The sequence below is a fragment of the Cellulophaga sp. F20128 genome (genome assembly GCF_023015805.1).
Lineage (GTDB): Bacteria > Bacteroidota > Bacteroidia > Flavobacteriales > Flavobacteriaceae > Cellulophaga.
The window spans coordinates 23,079-43,305 of sequence record NZ_JALKBA010000002.1; the positions used below are offsets into that span (position 1 = coordinate 23,079).

Annotated in this window: 18 protein-coding genes; 8 read left to right on the top strand and 10 right to left on the bottom strand. The window is 35.7% G+C overall.

Annotation, left to right across the window (positions count from 1 at the left end; translation table 11 throughout):
- Positions 1 to 6: 6 nt before the first annotated feature.
- Positions 7 to 2,589, bottom strand: a complete 2,583-nt coding sequence (mutS, locus tag MWU65_RS02230; protein ID WP_247075428.1) for a DNA mismatch repair protein MutS — start codon at positions 2,587 to 2,589, stop codon at positions 7 to 9.
- Positions 2,590 to 2,756: 167 nt separating this feature from the next.
- On the opposite strand from mutS, the gene MWU65_RS02235 reads away from it, so the two are divergent.
- Positions 2,757 to 3,287, top strand: a complete 531-nt coding sequence (locus MWU65_RS02235; protein ID WP_247075429.1) for an RNA methyltransferase — start codon at positions 2,757 to 2,759, stop codon at positions 3,285 to 3,287.
- Between the two features lie 165 nt (positions 3,288 to 3,452).
- Here the strand turns inward: MWU65_RS02235 and folK are convergent, their stop codons facing one another.
- The gene (folK, locus tag MWU65_RS02240) at positions 3,453 to 4,598 is read right to left on the bottom strand and encodes a 2-amino-4-hydroxy-6-hydroxymethyldihydropteridine diphosphokinase (protein ID WP_247075430.1); all 1,146 of its coding nucleotides are present in this window, start codon (positions 4,596 to 4,598) and stop codon (positions 3,453 to 3,455) included.
- A 135-nt stretch (positions 4,599 to 4,733) separates the two neighbouring features.
- Here folK and MWU65_RS02245 point away from each other — a divergent pair, with 135 nt between their 5' ends.
- Positions 4,734 to 5,447: a queuosine precursor transporter gene (locus tag MWU65_RS02245; RefSeq protein WP_247075896.1), complete on the top strand. Its 714-nt coding sequence runs from the start codon at positions 4,734 to 4,736 to the stop codon at positions 5,445 to 5,447.
- Between the two features lie 92 nt (positions 5,448 to 5,539).
- Positions 5,540 to 8,266: an AsmA-like C-terminal region-containing protein gene (locus tag MWU65_RS02250; RefSeq protein ID WP_247075432.1), complete on the top strand. Its 2,727-nt coding sequence runs from the start codon at positions 5,540 to 5,542 to the stop codon at positions 8,264 to 8,266.
- Here MWU65_RS02250 and MWU65_RS02255 read toward each other — a convergent pair.
- Positions 8,253 to 9,050: a DUF2797 domain-containing protein gene (locus tag MWU65_RS02255; RefSeq protein WP_247075434.1), complete on the bottom strand. Its 798-nt coding sequence runs from the start codon at positions 9,048 to 9,050 to the stop codon at positions 8,253 to 8,255. The two genes, MWU65_RS02250 and MWU65_RS02255, sit on opposite strands and share 14 nt — an antisense overlap.
- An 84-nt stretch (positions 9,051 to 9,134) precedes the next feature.
- Between MWU65_RS02255 and MWU65_RS02260 the strand changes: the two genes are divergently transcribed.
- On the top strand, positions 9,135 to 10,649 hold the full coding sequence (locus tag MWU65_RS02260; RefSeq protein ID WP_247075436.1) for a GH3 auxin-responsive promoter family protein: 1,515 nt from the start codon (positions 9,135 to 9,137) through the stop codon (positions 10,647 to 10,649).
- Between the two features lie 88 nt (positions 10,650 to 10,737).
- Here the strand turns inward: MWU65_RS02260 and MWU65_RS02265 are convergent, their stop codons facing one another.
- Complete coding sequence (locus MWU65_RS02265; RefSeq protein WP_247075438.1) at positions 10,738 to 11,385, bottom strand: hypothetical protein; 648 nt, start codon at positions 11,383 to 11,385, stop codon at positions 10,738 to 10,740.
- A gap of 265 nt (positions 11,386 to 11,650) precedes the next feature.
- On the opposite strand from MWU65_RS02265, the gene MWU65_RS02270 reads away from it, so the two are divergent.
- Positions 11,651 to 12,238, top strand: coding sequence for a hypothetical protein (locus MWU65_RS02270; RefSeq protein ID WP_247075444.1), 588 nt, complete (start codon positions 11,651 to 11,653; stop codon positions 12,236 to 12,238).
- 45 nt (positions 12,239 to 12,283) lie between these two features.
- Here the strand turns inward: MWU65_RS02270 and clpX are convergent, their stop codons facing one another.
- From clpX to MWU65_RS02300, 6 genes are all read right to left on the bottom strand, one after another.
- Entirely contained in the window at positions 12,284 to 13,519 is a 1,236-nt protein-coding gene (clpX, locus tag MWU65_RS02275) for an ATP-dependent Clp protease ATP-binding subunit ClpX (protein WP_247075446.1), read from the bottom strand.
- A gap of 44 nt (positions 13,520 to 13,563) precedes the next feature.
- Complete coding sequence (gene clpP, locus MWU65_RS02280) at positions 13,564 to 14,244, bottom strand: ATP-dependent Clp endopeptidase proteolytic subunit ClpP (protein WP_281500991.1); 681 nt, start codon at positions 14,242 to 14,244, stop codon at positions 13,564 to 13,566.
- 208 nt (positions 14,245 to 14,452) lie between these two features.
- On the bottom strand, positions 14,453 to 15,778 hold the full coding sequence (tig, locus tag MWU65_RS02285; protein WP_247075449.1) for a trigger factor: 1,326 nt from the start codon (positions 15,776 to 15,778) through the stop codon (positions 14,453 to 14,455).
- A gap of 98 nt (positions 15,779 to 15,876) precedes the next feature.
- The gene (locus MWU65_RS02290; RefSeq protein WP_247075451.1) at positions 15,877 to 16,227 is read right to left on the bottom strand and encodes a phage holin family protein; all 351 of its coding nucleotides are present in this window, start codon (positions 16,225 to 16,227) and stop codon (positions 15,877 to 15,879) included.
- A gap of 17 nt (positions 16,228 to 16,244) precedes the next feature.
- Positions 16,245 to 17,015 carry an alpha/beta fold hydrolase gene (locus MWU65_RS02295; RefSeq protein ID WP_247075454.1) on the bottom strand — a complete coding sequence of 257 codons (771 nt, stop codon included), beginning with the start codon at positions 17,013 to 17,015 and terminating at the stop codon, positions 16,245 to 16,247.
- Complete coding sequence (locus MWU65_RS02300) at positions 17,015 to 17,728, bottom strand: pyridoxine 5'-phosphate synthase (protein WP_247075456.1); 714 nt, start codon at positions 17,726 to 17,728, stop codon at positions 17,015 to 17,017. The genes MWU65_RS02295 and MWU65_RS02300 overlap by 1 nt, the downstream gene beginning before the upstream one ends.
- A gap of 147 nt (positions 17,729 to 17,875) precedes the next feature.
- On the opposite strand from MWU65_RS02300, the gene MWU65_RS02305 reads away from it, so the two are divergent.
- The 3 genes from MWU65_RS02305 to MWU65_RS02315 all read left to right on the top strand — a co-directional run bounded on the left by MWU65_RS02305 (position 17,876) and on the right by MWU65_RS02315 (position 20,222).
- Entirely contained in the window at positions 17,876 to 18,532 is a 657-nt protein-coding gene (locus tag MWU65_RS02305; RefSeq protein WP_247075457.1) for a CBS domain-containing protein, read from the top strand.
- Positions 18,529 to 19,410, top strand: coding sequence for an NAD kinase (locus MWU65_RS02310; protein WP_247075458.1), 882 nt, complete (start codon positions 18,529 to 18,531; stop codon positions 19,408 to 19,410). The genes MWU65_RS02305 and MWU65_RS02310 overlap by 4 nt, the downstream gene beginning before the upstream one ends.
- Before the next feature lie 116 nt (positions 19,411 to 19,526).
- Complete coding sequence (locus tag MWU65_RS02315) at positions 19,527 to 20,222, top strand: DUF6089 family protein (protein ID WP_247075459.1); 696 nt, start codon at positions 19,527 to 19,529, stop codon at positions 20,220 to 20,222.
- Positions 20,223 to 20,227: the final 5 nt, after the last annotated feature.

Sequence of the window (20,227 nt, forward strand, 5' to 3'; positions counted from 1 at the left end):
AGTGGGTTAGGAGCTTGCTTTTTTTGTTTTAGAGAGCAATCTTTTTATCTCGTTTAGTTTCATTAAAGCCTCAACAGGCGTTAGCGTGTCAATATCCAAATGAATTATCTCTTCCTTGAGCTCTACAAGGAGCGGATCATCCATATTAAAGAAGCTCAATTGCATCTCGTTTTGAGCATCGTTTAATTTGGTAGTTAACTCTTCACTGGAGTGCGATTTCTCTAATTTTTTGAGAATTTTATTGGCTTTTGAAATTACTTGTTGTGGCATACCAGCCATTTTTGCCACATGGATTCCAAAACTATGCTGGCTGCCGCCTGCAGTTAATTTACGTAGAAAAAGCACCGTGTCTTTGAGTTCTTTTACAGAAACATTGAAATTTTTAATCCGAGGAAAAGTGGTAGTCATTTCATTGAGCTCATGATAGTGGGTGGCAAATAATGTTTTTGCACGGGCTGGATGTTCATGTAAATACTCAGAAATGGCCCAGGCTATAGAAATACCATCATAAGTACTTGTGCCGCGGCCAATTTCATCCAATAATACCAAACTACGCTCAGAAAGGTTGTTAAGGATAGAGGCTGTTTCATTCATTTCTACCATAAAAGTAGACTCACCCATAGAAATATTATCGCTGGCGCCAACCCGTGTAAAAATTTTATCTACACAACCAATTTTAGCAGATTCTGCTGGTACAAAACTTCCCATTTGAGCAAGAAGTACAATTAAAGCAGTTTGTCGTAAAATAGCCGACTTACCACTCATGTTAGGACCGGTAATCATGATAATTTGCTGTTCTTCCCGATTTAGGGTAACATCATTGGCAATATAGGCTTCTCCAACAGGAAGTTGTTTTTCGATCACAGGATGCCTTCCATTTTTGATGATCAAGTCCGTAGAGTCATCCATGGTTGGTTCCTTGTAATTGTTGTCTATTGCCAGTTGCGTAAAACCACAAAGGCAGTCTAACTGAGCTATGAGTTGGGCGTTGTTTTGAACAGGAGCAATATAGGTCTGCATCCAAAGAACCAATTGCGTAAAGAGTTGGTTCTCTAGGGCTTGTATGCGTTCTTCTGCACCTAGAATTTTGCTTTCGTATTCTTTGAGTTCCTCAGTGATGTAGCGTTCTGCATTGACCAAGGTTTGCTTGCGGATCCAGGTATCTGGCACCTTATCTTTATGGGTGTTGCGCACTTCTATATAGTAGCCATAAACGTTGTTTGCCGCTATTTTAAGAGAACTTATTCCTGTTTTTTCAGTTTCCCTAGCTAGCATTTTGTTGAGGTAATCCTTGCCAGAAAATGCCAAGCCTCGTAGCTCATCCAGTTCATTAGAAAAACCCTTGGCTATGGTTTCGCCTTTTAGCATATTTACCGGGGCATCCTCGCTAATCATTTCCTTTATTCTGGAACGAAGCATATCACAGGATTCTAATTGGTCACCGATACCCTTTACGGCCGAATTAGGGCTATTGCTTGTTAATTGCTTTACAGGGAGTATAGCTTCAAGGGAGTTTTTAAGTTGAATGACCTCCTTGGGTGTTATTTTTGTAGTAGCCACCTTAGAAATTAAACGCTCTAAATCTCCCATTTGCTTCATAGAATGTTGCAATTTGTGTAGGGTAGTTTCGTTTTCCTGTAAAAAGGAGACAACCTGATGCCGTTTCTTTATCGTTTCAATATTTTTAAGCGGTAAGGCCAGCCATCGTTTTAATAAGCGCCCGCCCATAGGTGATATAGTTTTGTCTATAACGTCTAAAAGCGTCACCGCATTGGGATTGTACGAATGATAGAGTTCCAGGTTTTTAATGGTAAACCTATCCATCCATATATATTCCTCTTCCGCAATACGTTGTAAGGTATTGATATGTTGTAATTGATGGTGTTGTGTTTCTGATAAATAATGCAAAACTGCACCAGATGCCATTATACCTTGCTGTAAATGTGCTACACCAAATCCTTTTAAGGTACTAGTTTTAAAATGTTTGGTTAGTGTTTCCTCTGCATAGTCTTCTTGAAAAATCCAATCTTCAATAAAAAAAGTATGGAATTGTTTGCCAAAAATTTCTAAAAATTCTTTCTTATGCGCTTTAGAAACCAGCACCTCATTGGGTGCAAAATTCTGAAGTAATTTATCAATTTGTTCGTCGTTGCCTTCGGAGGTTAAAAATTCACCGGTAGAGATATCCAAAAAGGAAATTCCTAGTTTTTTACGGCCAAAATGTACAGCACATAAAAAGTTATTGGTCTTGGCAGAAAGAATATCGTCGTTTAAGGCCACCCCAGGAGTTACCAATTCGGTAACCCCTCTTTTTACTATGGTTTTGGTTTGCTTTGGGTCTTCCAATTGGTCGCAAATAGCTACGCGATGCCCTGCCTTTACCAATTTGGGTAAATAGGTGTTTACCGAATGGTGCGGAAACCCAGCCAATTCAATTTTTTCTCCGCCATTGTTTCTATGCGTGCAAATAATCCCGAGAATTTTGGAGGCCTTTACCGCATCTTCCCCAAAAGTTTCATAAAAATCACCCACTCTAAATAGCAACAACGCATCAGGGTATTTTGTCTTGATGGCGTTGTATTGTTTCATTAAAGGGGTTACCTTCTTTGGGGTATTTTTCTTTGACACAGCGAAATTGAATTGAGTTTATCCTAATGTAATGAAAACGAATTTAAGTTTTTCTATTTGGTTAAAAAACCTTTGTTGATATTTGTGGATAAGTTTACTGTAGTTTAAATTGAATAGTTAAAATTGTAATGCGAAAATTAAAGAATAGCGAGTTAGACCGGTTGGATGTAGAAGCGTTTAAGGCAGCGAAAAAAACACCAATCGTTATCGTGTTAGACAATATTAGAAGTCTTAATAATATAGGATCGGTATTTAGAACAGCCGACGCTTTTTTAGTGGAAAAAATATATTTGTGCGGTATTACGGCCAAGCCGCCACATAAGGATATTCAAAAAACAGCCTTGGGGGCAACAGAAAGTGTTGCTTGGGAGTATGTAGAAGATACCTTGGCTTTGGTAAAGCGTTTGCAAGCCGAAAGTTATACGGTCTGCGCCATAGAACAAGCAGAGAATGCTACCTTTTTAAATGACCTCAGGGTAGCGGCAACAAAAAAATATGCTTTGGTTTTGGGCAATGAGGTCAAAGGTGTTTTACAAGAAGTGGTTACCGCTAGTGATGTTGTTGTAGAGATTCCGCAATACGGCACCAAACATTCCTTAAATATCGCTGTAACAGCCGGTGTGGTTGTATGGGACCTTTGGTCTAAATTAAAATCCTAACTGATTTTTGGAAAGTAGAGAACAAAAAAAAGGTCCAACAAAGTTGGACCGATTATATAGTTTGAGTTAGTTAATTTCTCTTTGTAGAGGGGTGCAATTAAGTAAAAGGTTTTGGTTTGTGCAAATAAAATGTGAAATCATTGTTAATTAAAACACCGTTTTGTTTTATAGGGAACAAAGGATAAATTGTTCTATTTTTTTTGTAATTAGTTCATAATCAGATTTGTGATCTACAAAATCCAAGTCACTAACATCAATGATTAATGTGTTTTGTTGGGGGTAACTTTTTATGAAATCTAAATACCCACTGTTAATTTTTTCTAGATAATCGGTTTGTATTTCCTGTTCATAATCACGCCCACGTTTTTTAATGTTCGCCAATAATCGCGCTGTATTCTGATACAAATACACGTAGATGTCCGGTTTTTTTACTTCTTTATACATTAAGTCGAACAACTTTCTGTACAATTTAAACTCTTCATCCTGAAGGGTTATTTTGGCGAAAATGAGCGACTTAAAAATGTCATAATCGCTCACCATAAAGGTTTTAAAAAGATCCAATTGAGAGGTGTCATCAGTATACTGCTGGTAACGGTCTGCTAAGAAGGACATTTCTAAGGGAAAAGCATACCTGCTTTGGTCTTCATAGAATTTTGGTAAAAAGGGATTGTCTGCAAAACGCTCTAAAACCAACTTGGCATTAAAATCTTCAGAAATTTTGTGAGCCAATGTGGTTTTACCAGCACCAATATTTCCTTCTATGGCGAGAAACTGTACTTTAGAAAACAATTGTGTTCTGTTCGCATATATTTTCCGCTCTATTCTTTCCAAGGTACTTTTGTCTTTGCATTCTTGCAAAAGGTTTCTAGAATCTTTATTGAATATAGGATGATAAAATTGAGGAGCGATGTCCGTTAATGGGCGTAAAACAAATTGTCGCTTTTGTAAGTTGGGGTGCGGAATGATTAAATCTGTAGTTGCTATTATTTCCTTTCCGTAATAGATAATATCAATATCAATGGTTCTTGCCTGATACCCTTTTTCTGTAGAGCGCTCCCTGCCAAGTTGTGTTTCTATAGCCAAGACCGTTGCTAGTACTTCTTGAGGTGTTTTGGTGGTGTTGATTGCGATACAGGCATTTAAAAAATCATCAGATTCAAATCCCCATGCGGCACTCTTATATATTTTTGAAATAGCACTAATAGCCCCTGTCTTTTCCTTGAGTAAAAAGACAGCTTCTTGCAAATTAATTAGCTTGTTCCCTAGATTGCTACCTATAGAAAGGTAAACAGTTGTAGTGTTGTTCTTCATTTAAAAACAAAGTAAATAAAATAGTTGGTAAGGCACTATCTTAAAATTAAATATCTTTTTAGTAAGGGAAAGAAAAAAGGATAACTTATTTATCTTTGAATTATGGAGAAACAAATAAATGAATTTAAGACAAGGATGACTTTTGCCGATAGAAAACTGGCCTATAAAATTTACCTTTATTTGGGCGCTTTATTTATAACTTCTTTGGTGGTTTCCAATCTTATTTTTCAGAAGTTCTTTATTTGGCAACCTTTTGGCGATGTAACTATTTTTGGGGCTACTTTGTTTGAGATCTCGGTAGGGGTGCTTCCGTACCCCGTAACCTTCCTAATCACCGATTTAATTTCTGAAATTTATGGAAAAAAGAGCGCCAATCAGATTGTGGTTGCCGGTATTTTTGCTTCCTTCTTTTCATTGCTGATTGTATTGGTAGCCTCTTATACAACGGCAACAGCTTGGTCTCCGGTTAGTAATGCAATGTTTAGTAGCGTGTTTGGGAATACTATTATTGCCGTTTTTGCATCCATGGTGGCGTATTTATTAGCCCAATTTATAGACATTCAGATTTATCATTTTTGGAAAAAACTGACCAAGGGAAAACACCTGTGGTTGCGGAATAATTTTTCTACCTTTTCTTCGCAGTTGGTAGATACGTTTACCGTGGTTTTTTTGTTGTGCTCCTTTGGTGAAATTGCATGGGATAGATTTACCGGTTTGTTAATTAGTGGATTTATTTTTAAGATAATTATAGCATTTCTAGACACCCCTTTGCTGTATTTTTTCGTATATATACTACGGAAACGATTTAAATTACAATTGGGGCAAGAAATAAAACTTGTTTCATACTAAAAGCAGTTATATACTGTTGTATGTTTAGTTGTTAAAAGCAATAGGTTAATAAGAGAAAAAACAAGGGAGAAAGTTGTATTAAATAGGATTGTATGAAAAGAAAAATTTTTAAGGTTATTGGTGTTTTACTAGTGTTATTTGTTGGGTTGCTCATCGCTATCCCATTTTTTTTACAAGGTAAAATAGAGAAGATAATTAAAAATAAAGTAAATAATAATATTGAGGCAACTTTAGATTTTGCAAATGCCGATCTTAGTTTGCTTGCAAGTTTTCCCAATGCCAAGGTAACAATTGAAGATTTGGTATTAGTGAACAAGGCACCTTTTGCAGGAGATACACTTTTTGCCGCCAAGACTATTGCACTAAATATGTCTATCAAGGAACTCTTTAAAGATGCCAGTGAACCAATTGGCATTAAAAGCTTGGCTGTAGATGGCGCTGTATTAAAGGTGAAAGTAGATGAAGACGGAAATGCAAACTATGATATTGCAAAAGAAACGGAAACTACGTCAGCTGATGTAACTGCTGATGGCAATAGTTTTACCTTGGCAATGGAGTCTTATGAGATTACAAATTCTACTATTGAATATACAGATGTGGTGTCTGAAATGTCTTTGTTGTTAACCGACGTACAGCACTCAGGTACTGGGAATTTATCCTTGGAGAAATCAGAATTGGACACAAAAACAAATGCTTTGGTATCCTTTGGGATGGGAGGGACCAATTATTTAAACAAAAATAAGGTAGGTCTAGATGCCATCATCGGGATTGATTTAAAGGAGAGCAAGTTTACTTTTCTTAAAAATACGGCAACCGTAAATAAGTTGCCTCTTGTTTTTGATGGATTTGTAAAGCTGAATGAGGATAGCCAAGAAGTAGCAATAAACTTTAAAACCTTGGAGAGTGAGTTTAAGAATTTTTTGGCGTTAGTGCCGGAAGAATACTCAAAAAGTATTGAGAATGTCGCAACCAGTGGCGATTTTATCATAGAAGGTAAGTTTGAAGGAATCGTAGACGATACGCATATACCTACATTTTCAATTCAACTAAATTCTACCAATGCATCTTTTAAATACCCAGATTTACCTAAATCTGTAAAAAATATTTTCATAAATGCAACTGTAAGTAACACAACAGGTATTACAGAAGATACTGCGGTAGATATAGAACGTTTGTCTTTTGGAATAGATGAAGATAAATTTAGTCTTACGGCTAAGATTGTTGACCTCATGGGCAATACAAAGGTGAAGGCGCATATCAACGGAAAAATGAACTTAGCAAATATTTCGCAGGCTTATCCAATGCCGACAGATTTAAATTTAAAAGGGCTGTTAGATGCAGATATTACCACTTCCTTTGATATGGCATCTATTGAAAAGGAGCAATATCAAAATACAAGTTCAAGCGGTACCTTGCGGCTTAGGGATTTTGAGTACAACGCTACTGACCTAAAAAATCCGGTACAGATCACAACAACGACCTTAACCTTTAATCCAAAAACAGTTTCTTTAAACGACTTTCAAGGGAAAACGGGGAAAACAGATTTTTCAGCTAAAGGAACCATTACCAATTTGTTAGGGTTTATGTTTAAAGACGAAAAGGTAAAAGGAGATTTTGTCCTAAACTCGAATACGTTTTCCTTAAACGATTTTATGGTCGATGAGGCAGAATCAACTTTAACCCAAAGTACAGAAAAGAAACAATCTTCAGCAACGGAAAAATTAAAAATACCCTCATTTATTGATGCAACTATTACGGCTAATGCAACTACCGTATTGTATGATAATTTAACGCTTAAAGATGTAAAAGGTAGCTTGCGGATACAAGATGAAACAGCAACCTTGTCTAATATGACAACTGCCTTGTTTGGTGGTGATATGGCGTTTAATGGCGAGGTATCTACAAAAAATGAGACGGCTACTTTTGCCATGAACCTCGGCATGCATCAATTTGATATTGGGCAAGCACTTAAGGGACTGGAAATGTTAGAGGTTTTGGCACCCATAGCTAAAATTATTAGAGGGAATTTAAATTCAGACATTACAATTGCAGGGAATTTAAAGGATGATTTTACACCAGACTTATCCACTATTTCAGGTAAGGTATTAGCCGAGTTATTGTCGACCGAATTGGATGCAAAAGAACAAAAATTTATGTCGGCCTTAGGAGAAAAACTCAGTTTCTTAAAGCCTGAAAAATTAAACCTAAACGGATTAAAAACAGCCTTATCCTTTGATAATGGAAAGGTAGCAGTAAAACCCTTTGTTTTGCATTACGGTGACATCGCTATGAATGTCTCTGGGAGTCATACGTTTGATCGTAAAATGGCGTACAGTGCAACCATTGAAGTACCGGCTAAATACTTGGGGGCTGATGTAAATGCCCTTATTGCCAAAATAGACGATAAGCAATTGGAAAATTTAACTGTTCCAATTACCGCGACTATTGGGGGTGATTTTACAAGTCCAGAGGTAAAGACCGACTTAACAAGCGGCATTAAGAATTTGACCACCCAATTGGTAGCGATTGAAAAACAAAAACTGATCGCCAAAGGAAAAGATAAGGCCAGCAGTGTAATTAGTGATTTGCTCAACAAAAACAAATCAAAAACCGATTCTTTGGCTAAAAAAGACGAAAAAAATTCTGTTTTTAAAGAGGTAGCCAGTGGCTTGTTTGGAACTAAGGATACCACAGCAGTAAAACAAGATTCTGCATCCAATGCAAAGAAGGAAACTCAAAAAGAGGTGGCTAAAGAAATATTAGGCGGCCTATTTGGTAAAAAGAAAAAAGAAACCGAGAAGGATACTACGAAGCAATAGTTAAGCGTACGTAGTAACCTTCGTTGCTTCTTATATTAAATACTGTATTATCTGCAAAGATTAGGTATTGGCCTTTAATACCTGTAAGAACTCCTTTGTATTCTGGCGTTTTATCTAGATTAAGACTTTTTACTTTTTCTGGATAATGGGTCACAGGGAAATTCAAATGTGTTTCTTGGTTGTCTTCAATAAAATAGGGTGCAGCTTCTTCTGGAATAAATGGTCTTAGTTTATTGCGCCAGGCTATAAGGTTTTCATCATCTACTGTATTGGTAAGCATTTTGCGCCAGTTGGTTTTGTCGCCCACATGGTCCTTAAGGGCAACTTCTGTGATACCCGCGAGATAACGATTAGGGACTTCAACTATTTCAATAGCCTCGTGTGCTCCTTGGTCTATCCAACGCGTTGGTATCTGTGCCTTGCGGGTAACACCCACTTTTACGTTGCTAGAATTAGCCAGATATACAATATGTGGTTGTAATTGCACTTTTTTTTCATAGGCTAAATCCCGATCTTCTTGATCTAAATGTGCCTTGCTTAATTCTGGTCTCATGATCCAATCTCCAGCCGTTGGTATTTCAAAAAAACAAGTTTTACAAAAGCCTTGCCTGTATATTGGTCTGTCTAGCTTGCAGTTAAGGCATTGGTGTTTTAACAGGGTTAGCACTATGGATTTGTTTATAATCTGATTTACATTTAAGAAATCATTTTCAAAAACCAAGTAGTATTGAATAGGGCTTCCGTTTTCTGTTTGCATTTTTTGTAAAACACCTTCGTACTGCATAAAATCAATTTGAATATTAACGAACTAAAGTCTATTTTTATAAAAATAAACGCTGAATATTTTTCGGCATAAAGATACCTAAAAATGTCAATACCGTTTGTGAATTCTATTGCCTCTTGGTTGCTTAAAAAGCGGTATCATCAAATAGAACTTTTTTTAAAATATCCTGCAGAAGTGCAAGAAGAGGTTTTGTTTAAGTTGGTGAGTATTGCCAAAGACACTGAAATTGGTCGAAAGTATGACTTTGCCTCCATTACAAGTTATGAGACTTTTGCAGAACGGGTGCCAATTCTGTGTTATGAAGAAATAGAACCTATTATTGAGCGAACCAGAAAAGGAGAACAAAATTTGTTTTGGCCAACTTCAATAAAATGGTTTGCAAAAAGTAGTGGAACAACCAATGCAAAAAGTAAATTTATTCCGGTAAGTACAGAAGCCTTGGAAGATTGTCATTATAAATCAGGAAAGGATTTGCTGTGTTTGTATTTGAATAATAATGAAAATTCCCAGTTGTTTACCGGTAAAAGTTTACGCCTGGGGGGTAGTAAGGAGCTGTATGAAGACAATGGAAGCTTTTTTGGGGATCTATCTGCAATCTTAATAGATAATATGCCTTTTTGGGCAGAACTAAGTAGTACGCCTAGTAATAAAGTCTCGCTTATGAGTGAGTGGGAAACCAAGCTAGATGCTATCATTAATGAAAGTAAATTAGAAAATGTAACTAGTTTGGCAGGAGTTCCATCATGGATGTTGGTACTGCTTAACAATATGTTGGAACAAACGGGAAAAACGCATTTGTTTGAAATATGGGAAAATTTAGAAGTCTATTTTCACGGGGGTGTTAGTTTTAGTCCTTATAAGGAACAGTATAAAAATTTGTTGCCTAGAAAACGCTTTAATTATTATGAGATTTATAATGCATCAGAAGGTTTCTTTGCAATTCAAGACAGGAACAATGCAGATGATTTGTTGTTGATGTTGGATTACGGCATTTTTTATGAATTTATTCCTATGGAACACTACGATAGCGAGGACCAAAAGGTGGTGCCCTTGTGGGATGTGGAGTTGTTTAAAAATTACGCTATAATCATTACAACGAATGCGGGCTTGTGGCGCTATAAAATTGGAGATACGGTACGGTTCACCTCTATAAGTCCCTACCGCATAAAAATTACAGGACGTACCAAACACCATATCAATGTATTTGGTGAGGAACTTATCATAGAAAATACAGAGGAGGCACTAAAGAATGTGTGTATGAAGACCGGGGCGCAAATTAAAGATTATACGGTGGCTCCAATATTTATGAAGGGGAAGGAAAAAGGGGCGCATGAATGGATTATAGAATTTAGAAAAGAGCCAAAAGATATAGCTCACTTTACAGAACTTTTAGACAATGCACTAAAGTCACTCAATTCAGATTACGAAGCAAAACGCTATAATAACAGTACGCTAAAAATGCCGGAGGTGCACATTGCAAGACAGGATCTTTTTTATGATTGGTTAAAAAATAGAGGGAAATTAGGTGGGCAACATAAAATCCCGAGGTTGTCCAATACTAGAAACTATTTGGAGGAATTACTTTTATTAAATAACTAAAATAGTTGGTATTTTATACGTTGTAGAATAAGGTGCTATTTTATAAAGAAAGCCTATCATTTTATTTAAAATGATAGGCTTTCTTTTGTTAATCTTGTATTACTCCAAAGGTGCCAGAGTAATGACCCGTAATAATATCGCCGTTTGCAGCTGTAAATGTATAGTCTATATCTACCGTACTGTTTGCGGGGGTGTTGTTGTCTATGTTTAATTCGTTTAAGGTAATAGTTGGGTTTGTGTTGTTTGGTGTAATAATGGTGCCATAATTTTCATCTCCCATACCAAATTCTATCCCATTAGTAATGTATGAAGGGTTTAGTGGGGTAATTTGTGCGTTTTCAATAAGTAGTGAGTCATCCGTGTTATTTACGATGTACGTATTGCCTGGTAATGGACCTGCAACGGTTAAATCTGGATTTTCTGAAGCATATACTTGTAAGAACACAAAATTTGTTGTGTTTAAGGAAAACAGATAATCACCAGAAGATCCATTTACATTGGCGTCATTGTCAAACATTCTTCCGTTGCTGAAGAAAACAGTATAACTGTCCGGTATGTTGTCATTGTCGCTGTCATCTTCATTTATTTCCAAATACATATTTGGCGTTTCAAAAAATTGACCATTATGGGTAAAGCCATCTGTAGGGATTGTAATGTTTGTTTGTGCATCATCATTATTATCACAACTTGTAAATAGTGCTATAAGAGCTATTGCTATTAATTTTAAATTTTTCATACTAATGTTTTTTTTGTTATTCATCCTTATATCCATTCTGCATAATTTTTGTTACCCTCTATTTCTAATTTTTTTTAGTAATTAGGGTGGTGTTACCGTTTTATGGTTTTAATGGTATCTATTCTAAGGTGTCTTTTTTGTAGGAAGAATCTATTTATGAGGGCTTTATCTAGGAATTGGCCCTGATGAACAAATAAATTGGGTTTTATGGTGCAAATGCTTCAAATTGCGTTAGATACCTAACCAAAGTTAAATTCATAAGCATATGGCTTCAGAAAGATTAGTTGTTTTATCCGATATGTGGGGCGCCAAAAAAGGAATGTGGATAACCTCATATTTGGCATACTTACAGCAGTATTATGACATTGAATATTATGATATTCAACAATTGGCCAATATTGATATCCTTATTAATACAGAGAAAAATATACATTCAGAATTTGTAAATGGTGGCATAGATGCTGCGGTTGCTAATTTAGTTAAGAAGGAAACAAAACCAGCCCATTATTTAGCATTTAGTACTGGAGGTACCATTGCATGGAAAGCAAATCTTAAAGGGGTTCCTATGAAGTCTTTGTATGCTGTTTCTGCCACTAGGTTAAGAAAAGAGGTGGAACGGGTAGACTGTAATGTGCAAATGCTATATGGTGGTAAAGACCTGTATAAGCCCTCTTCAAATTGGTCGGAAGCCATAGGTGTGCGTCCAGAAATTATTGAGAATTTTGGTCACAAAATGTATTCTGATCAAAAGATAATCCAAAAGGTATGTCAGGATCTTTTGGGGCAAGTGATTGCCAAAAAACCACAGCCAAGGGTAGAAAAGGTTAGCGTTTTAAACAAAAAAATATCCTAAGGTACCCTCAGGATATTTTTATATATTATTGTAAAAGCCGTTTTGTTATGAAACGGCTTTTAGCTTTTTAATAGTTTCGTACGATAGTTTTTGTTCCGCATATGGCTTGGTTACCCTAAACTCTTTTTCGTTGCTACTTGGCAACTCAAACATAGCGTCTGTAAATATAGCTTCGCATAAAGAACGCAAGCCTCTGGCTCCTAATTTGTATTCAATTGCCTTTTGAACCATATAGTCTAGTGCTTGTTCGGTAATGGTGAATTTGATATCATCCATAGCAAACAACTTTTCATACTGCTTTATAATGGCATTTTTAGGTTCCGTTAAGATGGCGCGTAAGGTTTTTTCATCCAATGGATTCATGTGTGTTAACACGGGTAAACGACCAATAATTTCTGGAATTAAACCAAAGTCTTTTAAGTCTTTTGGAATAATGTATTGTAAAATATTAGTGTTGTCTAGGGTGTCGTCTAATTTTGAGGCGCTATAACCAACGGCTTGCATGTTTAAACGCTTCGTAATCATGCGTTCAATTCCATCAAAAGCACCACCAGCAATAAATAATATGTTTTCGGTGTTTACTTCAATAAATTTTTGATCGGGATGTTTTCTTCCACCTTTAGGCGGTACATTTACAACGGTCCCTTCAAGCAATTTAAGTAAACCTTGTTGTACACCTTCACCAGATACATCTCTTGTTATAGAAGGATTGTCACTTTTACGAGCAATTTTATCAATCTCATCAATAAAAACAATACCGCGTTCTGCCTTTTCTAAATTGTAATCTGCAGCCTGCAATAAACGTGTAAGTAAGCTTTCTACATCTTCTCCAACATAACCTGCTTCTGTTAATACGGTAGCATCTACAATGGCCAATGGTACATTTAACATTTTGGCAATGGTTTTAGCCATTAATGTTTTACCCGTACCGGTTTGACCAACCATTATAATATTACTTTTTTGGATCTCTATTTCGTCCTCACTGCTTTTAGGCTGTAATAATCTTTTGTAGTGGTTGTAAACTGCGACAGACATTACTCTTTTTGTGCGATCTTGACCAATAATGTATGTGTCTAAAAACTCTTTTATTTCTTTGGGTTTTTTTAGAACCAATTCAGCAGATAAACTATCTGTTTTAGATTGTTTGCTATCTTCTATTACAATGCCGTATGCTTGTTCTATACAGCGGTCACAAATATGCGCTCCCTCGCCAGCAATTAATATGTTTGTTTCAGCTTTGGTTCTTTTACAAAAAGAACATTCTAAATTTTCCTTTGCCATAACGCTACCTCTTCATCTTTTATACAATGTGTTTTTAGTCGGAATTATTTTTTATCCCTAACTAAAATTTCATCTATCATCCCATATTTTTGTGCTTCATCAGCTTTCATCCAGTAATCTCTATCACTATCATGACTAACTTTGTCAAAAGTTTGCCCAGAATGGTTGGATATAATTGTATATAATTCGTCTTTTAGTTTTAATATTTCCCTTGCTGTAATTTCAATATCACTCGCTTGTCCTTGAGCACCACCTAAGGGTTGGTGAATCATAACGCGAGAGTGGGTTAGGCCACTACGCTTGCCTTTTTCACCAGCACACAATAAAACAGCACCCATAGAAGCCGCAATACCTGTACATATGGTTGCAACATCTGGTTTAATAAACTGCATTGTATCGTAGATGCCTAAGCCTGCATATACACTGCCTCCTGGAGAATTGATATAAATTTGGATGTCCTTATTGGCATCCGCACTTTCTAAAAACAATAACTGGGCCTGTACAATATTTGCAACTTGGTCATTTATTCCTGTCCCTAAAAATATTATACGATCCATCATTAATCTAGAGAAAACATCCATTGCAATGGCATTTAGTTGTCTTTCTTCAATAATGTTGGGTGTCATGTTGCTAGGGTACATTGTACTCATGATTTTATCATAGTACATGCTGTTGATCCCTTGATGATTTATAGCGTAATTCTTAAATTCTTTTCCGTAGTCCATGGTAATATTTGGTAATTTAATATAAAAAAGTGCCGAGAGATATACTTTCGGCACCGTAAATATACTTATTTTTTTTAGTGGCGACCTAAACTATAAACTGCTTTTAAAGTCTAAAAGTATAGTTTTATACTAAAATTAACGGAATGTGTAGTTTTTAACTTTGAACAGCTTAATTATTTAAATTGAAGATGTTTTAGTTGGGCAACATTTACTTTCCGTAAACTTCTTTGATAAAATTATCATAGGTAACCTCTTTTTCTTTAAGGTTCGCTTTTTCTTTATAAAGTGACAATAATTTTTGACTCATTAATTGCTCTGATAATCGCTTAACTTCATCTTGATTAGACATAATTCTGGCAGCGATATTATCTAGCTCTTCTTCAGCAGGATTTAACTGACCGTATTGTGCCATTTGAGACTTAATAAAACCTTTAGCAAATTCCTTTAATTCGTCAAATTGTACTTGAATATTGTTTTCTTGAATTATTTTACCTTCAATTAGTTGGTAGCGTAATCCCTTTTCCGATTTTTCAAATTCAGCACTTGCCTCTTCTTCAGTTAATGGCTTTTCACCCGTCATCTGAATCCATTTTTTTAAGAACTGTGTCGGTAGGTCAAACTTTGTATTCTCAATAAAGTTTTCCGTAATGTCATTCAATAACTTCTGATCAGATTGTTGCTCAAATTGCTTTTCTGTATCTTCTTTTATTTTTGCTCTTAATTCTTTAACGGTCGTTATTTTTTCTTCTCCAAAAAGTTTGTCAAACAACTCCTGGTTCATTTCAGCAGCCTCACGTTCGTTGATTTCTTCAATAGTGAAGCTAACTTCCGTGTCTACTTCTGCAGCTTTATCAGCGGCCAAGCCTAAGGCGCTAGACAATTGGTAATCTTCTTTAAAGAGTCCCTTTGTTTTTAAGGTAACAACATCACCAACTTTTTTACCTATTAGGGTGTCAATGGCTTTTTTAGCTTTAAGGCTATCTAGCTCTATGGTTGTTTTGTTCTCTATTTCCTCTGCTTCGTTGGTAAAGGTGCCTGTTACTTCATCTTTTTTAGAAACTTCAGTTTTCGAAATAAGATTTCCATATTGTTTTCCAATACGGTCTACTTGTTCGTCTATCATTTTTTTATCAGCAACTATTTTGTAGTAGGTAATTGCTTTTTTAGATTTAATAGGAGCTTCAAATTCTGGAGCTAAACCTAATTCAAATTCAAAATCTAGGTTTTCTGAATCCCAATTAAAATCGTCCTTTTGTTTTGGCAATGGGTTACCAAGAACATCTAATTTTTCCTCTGTAAGGTATTTGTTAAGGTTGTCTTGTATAAGTTTGTTTACCTCGTCTACTAAAACAGCTTTACCATATTGCTTTTTAATAAGACCCATAGGTACATGTCCTTTTCTAAAACCAGGTATGTTGGCCTGCTTTCTGTAATCATTAAGAATAGCTTGCACCTTGTCTTGGTAATCTTCCTTAGTTACGGCAACTTTTACAACTGCATTTAATGCGTCAATCTGCTCTTTTGTAATATTCATTTTTGAATCTGATTTTACTTAAATAAAATGGGATGCAAAAATAGTACATTTTAATTACCTCTACAAGTTTTTAAGTGGTTGCAATACAAAAGAGTACCTTATTTTTTCTTATCGTTTTTTAAGATGGAAAATAATAGGGATTGAAAAACGGATAATAATACACTAAATAGGATAGCCCAAAGCAGTCCGTCTACCGTAAAACCTGTTATAAAATAGTCTGCTAATAGAATAATACAAGCATTAATCACCAATAAGAATAAGCCTAAGGTTATGATAGTTACGGGCAGGGTTAGGATGACCAATAGGGGTTTAATAAAGAAGTTTAATATACTTAAAACTACGGCGACTATAATAGCAGTGGTATAGCTATCTACACCTACACCAGGTAAAATTTTGGCTAGCACAACTACGGCAATAGCACTTAATAAAACGCGTAAAATAGTATTCATAGAGCAGTAATTTAAGGTTAATTTTTTATAAAGATAAGTGATTTTTCTAAGAATTCTTTGGGATTTTCTGCGTGCAACCAATGTCCTGCATTAGAAATGGTTGTAATGGTTGCCTTTGGAAAATGTCTTTTAATTAGGTCTTCATCTTGGGGCGAAATGTATTCAGATTTATCACCTCTTAGAAAAAGTGTTGGCTTGTTGTAGATGGCGGAAGCTCCTATATTTTCTCCTATTTCTTCCATGCGATCTGCTAAAACCTCTAAATTAAAGCGAAATGCTAGTTTGCCCTTTTCTATCCAGTAAAGATTTTTTAGTAAAAATTGCCGTACGCCTTTGTTGGCTATATGTCGAGAGAGCGCCTCGCTGGCTGCCGTTCTAGAGGTAATGGTGTTGAGGTCTAACGCTTGCAGGCCATTAATTATGTCATGATGATGTGCAGGGTAATACTTAGGAGCAATATCTGCAATGAGAAGTTTGCTCACCAAATCTGGATAGCTACAGGCCAATTGCATGGCTGTTTTGCCCCCCATAGAATGTCCTAGTACAATACAGTTTTCTAATTGGTTTTGGGCTATATACTCTTTGATGTCATTGGCAAGAATATCATAATTAAAGGCGGCAGCATGAAAGCTTTTACCATGGTTGCGCTGGTCTATAAGATGCACTTGTAAGCCAGCCTCGGCATATTTTAGTCCAAGAGACTTCCAATTGTCAGACATTCCTAAAAATCCGTGTAGAATTAACAACGGTTGTCCTTCTCCAAGTATGGTGGAATGTAGTGTTTGCATTATTTTAATTTATTAAGGTACATGTTCACGACATTGTCTAGTCCTAAATACAAGGATTCGCTTATTAAAGCGTGTCCAATGGAGACCTCCAATAGGTTGGGAACATTTTCTTTAAAGTATTGAATATTGTCTAGGCTAAGATCGTGGCCTGCATTTATTCCCATGCCTAATTGGTAGGCTAGTTTGGCGGCTTCGGTAAAAGGGAGAACACCGTTTTTGTCACCTATGGCATATGCATCGGCATAACTTTCGGTATACAGTTCTATACGCTCTGTACCCGTTTCTGCTGCACCTTCAATCATTTTTAAGTCGGCATTTACAAAAATGGAAGTTCTTATATTATTTGCTTTAAAGGTAGCAATCACTTCTTTTAAAAATTCACTGTGTTTTAGAGTATCCCATCCCGCGTTGGAGGTAATGGCATTAACAGCATCTGGCACCAAAGTAACCTGTGTAGGTTGCACCTCTAAAACTAAATCTATGAACTTTTGAATGGGATTGCCTTCTATATTGAATTCAGTAGTTACAATTTTTTTTAAATCGCGTGCATCTTGGTATTTTATATGACGCTCATCGGGCCTAGGGTGTATTGTTATACCTTGGGCACCAAAACCTTCTATATCAGTGGCTACTTTACAAAGGTTAGGTATGTTGCCTCCTCTAGAGTTTCTTAAAGTGGCTATTTTATTAATATTAACGCTAAGTTTTGTCATTTTTAGAATTTTAATCAATTGCAAAAATACAAATAAGGCATAGGTTTTGTAGTTACTTTTGTAAGGATTTTTAATTTATGGCAAAAGCAAACTAAATTATAAGGTCTGTAGAAATTTTTATTATTAATTTGCGTTATTATTAAAGCTATGCAAATACAAGCACACATATTAACTACAATTCCCATCTTTGCAATAGAAGATGAAATGGAAAAAGTAATTCGTTTTTTTAAAACAACTACTTTCTCCCATGTGGCTGTTATGGAACATAACAAGCTCTTAGGAATGCTTTCTGAAAATGATTTTGAAACCTTTGAAAAAGAAAAAAAAATAGAAGACTACAGATTTGTCTTGGAAGCTTTTTTTGTTCGGGAAGAAACTTTATGGTTGGATGTTTTGGAGGTTTTTGCAAAAAATGACGCGAATTTAATACCTGTTTTAGATAAGGATGATGCCGTTATGGGGTATTATGGATTAACAGATATTGTCAGTGTTTTTATAAATACTCCATTTTTTACGGAGCCCGGTGGTATATTGGTGGTTTCAAAGGGTGTTAAAGACTACTCTTTTAGTGAGATTTCTCAAATAGTAGAAAGTAATAACGCCAAATTATACGGTGCGTTAATAACTGATATTACCAATGATATTGTAGAGATTACCTTAAAAATAACTACCGAAAATTTAAACGAAATTACACAATCTTTTAGGCGCTATAATTACAGTATTTTGTACGGTAATGAAGATGATCTTTTTTTAGAAGATTTAAAAGAGCGTTCTAAATATTTAGACAAATACTTAAACGTATGAAAGTTGCCATTTACGGACAAGCCTACAATAAGGAAGCGGCTGCTTATGTTTTAGAGTTGTTAGATGAATTACAGCAACACCAGGCAGAAGTTTTTTTTGAGGCCGATTTTTATGCCTTTGTAAATAGTTCACATACCTTGTTAAAATTCCCTGTTTTTACCGAATCTGAAGGCTTGGATGGTTCTTTTGATATGTTTGTGAGTTTTGGGGGTGACGGTACAATTTTAAGGGCAATTACCTATGTAAGGGATTTAAATATACCTATAGTGGGTGTGAATACCGGTAGGTTAGGATTCTTGTCTACCTTTAAAAAAGAAGATGTTAGAAAGGTTGTACAGGAATTTGTTGCAGGGGCGTATACCATTGTAGATAGGAGTTTGGTAGAGGTGAACTCTGCTAAAGGAATCCCTGAATTTGGAAAACTGAATTTCGCTTTAAATGAAGTTACGGTAAGCAGAAAAGATACCACTTCTATGATCACTGTAGAAACCTTTTTAAATGATGAGTATTTAAATTCGTACTGGGCAGACGGACTTATTGTGTCTACTCCAACAGGTTCAACTGGTTATTCCTTAAGTTGTGGGGGCCCTGTAATTACGCCAACAGCAAAATCGATGGTATTAACGCCAATAGCTCCACATAATTTAAATGCCAGACCTTTGGTAGTATCAGATGACACTGTAGTTAAATTAAAAGTTTCGGGGAGAGAGAAGTTTCATTTAGTGTCTTTAGATTCTAGAATTGCTACCTTAGAAAACGGACATGAAATAACAGTGAAAAAGGCCAATTTCACCATAAAAATGATAGAATATACTTCAGAGAGCTTTTTAAAAACACTTCGCAATAAATTACTGTGGGGAGAAGACCGACGTAATTAATTGTTTTTAAAACAATAAATGGCCTTTAAAACTGTTATTCAAAGGGAGAACAGAGGTGTAGTAATTAAGGTATTGCAAAATCCTATCATTATTATAGTTGCAAACTTTTAAATTTTATGAGAATATTTAGTGTAATTCTATTGCTTTTATTTTTTGGTGTTTCCAATGCGCAAACCTTTGAGGTTGGTGTGCTTGCGGGAGGGTTAAATAACATTGGTGATGTAGGGAGAACAGATTTTATAATGCCTAGTGGGTTTGCCTACGGGGGTATTTTTAAATGGAATAAAAGTAAACGATACGCATGGCGCGCTAGTGTTATGCATGGAAAATTTGTAGCAGACGATTTAAAATCGGGTTTGGCTTCTAGGCAAAAACGAGAATTGATAATGGAGAATACCGTTACTGAATTCTCAGGCGGACTAGAAGTGAACTTTACAGAATATAACTTACACCGACTAGGACCGGCATTTACACCCTATTTATACACCGGAATAACGTACTTTAGGTACGATTACAATTATTTTGAAGTCGGTTTTTTACAAGATTTAGACCAGCGTGATGGTGCATTTGCTATTCCAATGACAGTTGGTCTTAAGTATAGGTTAAATCATTTCTTTATATTAGGTGCCGAAATAGGTGCGAGGTATACTTTTACAGATAATTTGGATGCTAGCAATCCTGAAAAATCAAACGTTGCTGTACAAATAAACCCTAAATTTGGCAATATTTTTAGTGATGATTGGTATGTTTTTTCTGGTTTTACACTAACGTATACTTTTGGCAGAAAGCCATGTAGAGATTGTTTTGAGTAAAAAAT

Bases quoted from the DNA above. Each gene is read 5' to 3' on its own strand.
- mutS (WP_247075428.1), bottom strand. From the start codon at position 2,589: ATGAAACAATACAACGCCATCAAGACAAAATACCCTGATGCGTTGTTG.
- MWU65_RS02235 (WP_247075429.1), top strand. From the start codon at position 2,757: ATGCGAAAATTAAAGAATAGCGAGTTAGACCGGTTGGATGTAGAAGCG.
- folK (WP_247075430.1), bottom strand. From the start codon at position 4,598: ATGAAGAACAACACTACAACTGTTTACCTTTCTATAGGTAGCAATCTA.
- MWU65_RS02245 (WP_247075896.1), top strand. From the start codon at position 4,734: ATGACTTTTGCCGATAGAAAACTGGCCTATAAAATTTACCTTTATTTG.
- MWU65_RS02250 (WP_247075432.1), top strand. From the start codon at position 5,540: ATGAAAAGAAAAATTTTTAAGGTTATTGGTGTTTTACTAGTGTTATTT.
- MWU65_RS02255 (WP_247075434.1), bottom strand. From the start codon at position 9,050: ATGCAGTACGAAGGTGTTTTACAAAAAATGCAAACAGAAAACGGAAGC.
- MWU65_RS02260 (WP_247075436.1), top strand. From the start codon at position 9,135: ATGTCAATACCGTTTGTGAATTCTATTGCCTCTTGGTTGCTTAAAAAG.
- MWU65_RS02265 (WP_247075438.1), bottom strand. From the start codon at position 11,385: ATGAAAAATTTAAAATTAATAGCAATAGCTCTTATAGCACTATTTACA.
- MWU65_RS02270 (WP_247075444.1), top strand. From the start codon at position 11,651: ATGGCTTCAGAAAGATTAGTTGTTTTATCCGATATGTGGGGCGCCAAA.
- clpX (WP_247075446.1), bottom strand. From the start codon at position 13,519: ATGGCAAAGGAAAATTTAGAATGTTCTTTTTGTAAAAGAACCAAAGCT.
- clpP (WP_281500991.1), bottom strand. From the start codon at position 14,244: ATGGACTACGGAAAAGAATTTAAGAATTACGCTATAAATCATCAAGGG.
- tig (WP_247075449.1), bottom strand. From the start codon at position 15,778: ATGAATATTACAAAAGAGCAGATTGACGCATTAAATGCAGTTGTAAAA.
- MWU65_RS02290 (WP_247075451.1), bottom strand. From the start codon at position 16,227: ATGAATACTATTTTACGCGTTTTATTAAGTGCTATTGCCGTAGTTGTG.
- MWU65_RS02295 (WP_247075454.1), bottom strand. From the start codon at position 17,015: ATGCAAACACTACATTCCACCATACTTGGAGAAGGACAACCGTTGTTA.
- MWU65_RS02300 (WP_247075456.1), bottom strand. From the start codon at position 17,728: ATGACAAAACTTAGCGTTAATATTAATAAAATAGCCACTTTAAGAAAC.
- MWU65_RS02305 (WP_247075457.1), top strand. From the start codon at position 17,876: ATGCAAATACAAGCACACATATTAACTACAATTCCCATCTTTGCAATA.
- MWU65_RS02310 (WP_247075458.1), top strand. From the start codon at position 18,529: ATGAAAGTTGCCATTTACGGACAAGCCTACAATAAGGAAGCGGCTGCT.
- MWU65_RS02315 (WP_247075459.1), top strand. From the start codon at position 19,527: ATGAGAATATTTAGTGTAATTCTATTGCTTTTATTTTTTGGTGTTTCC.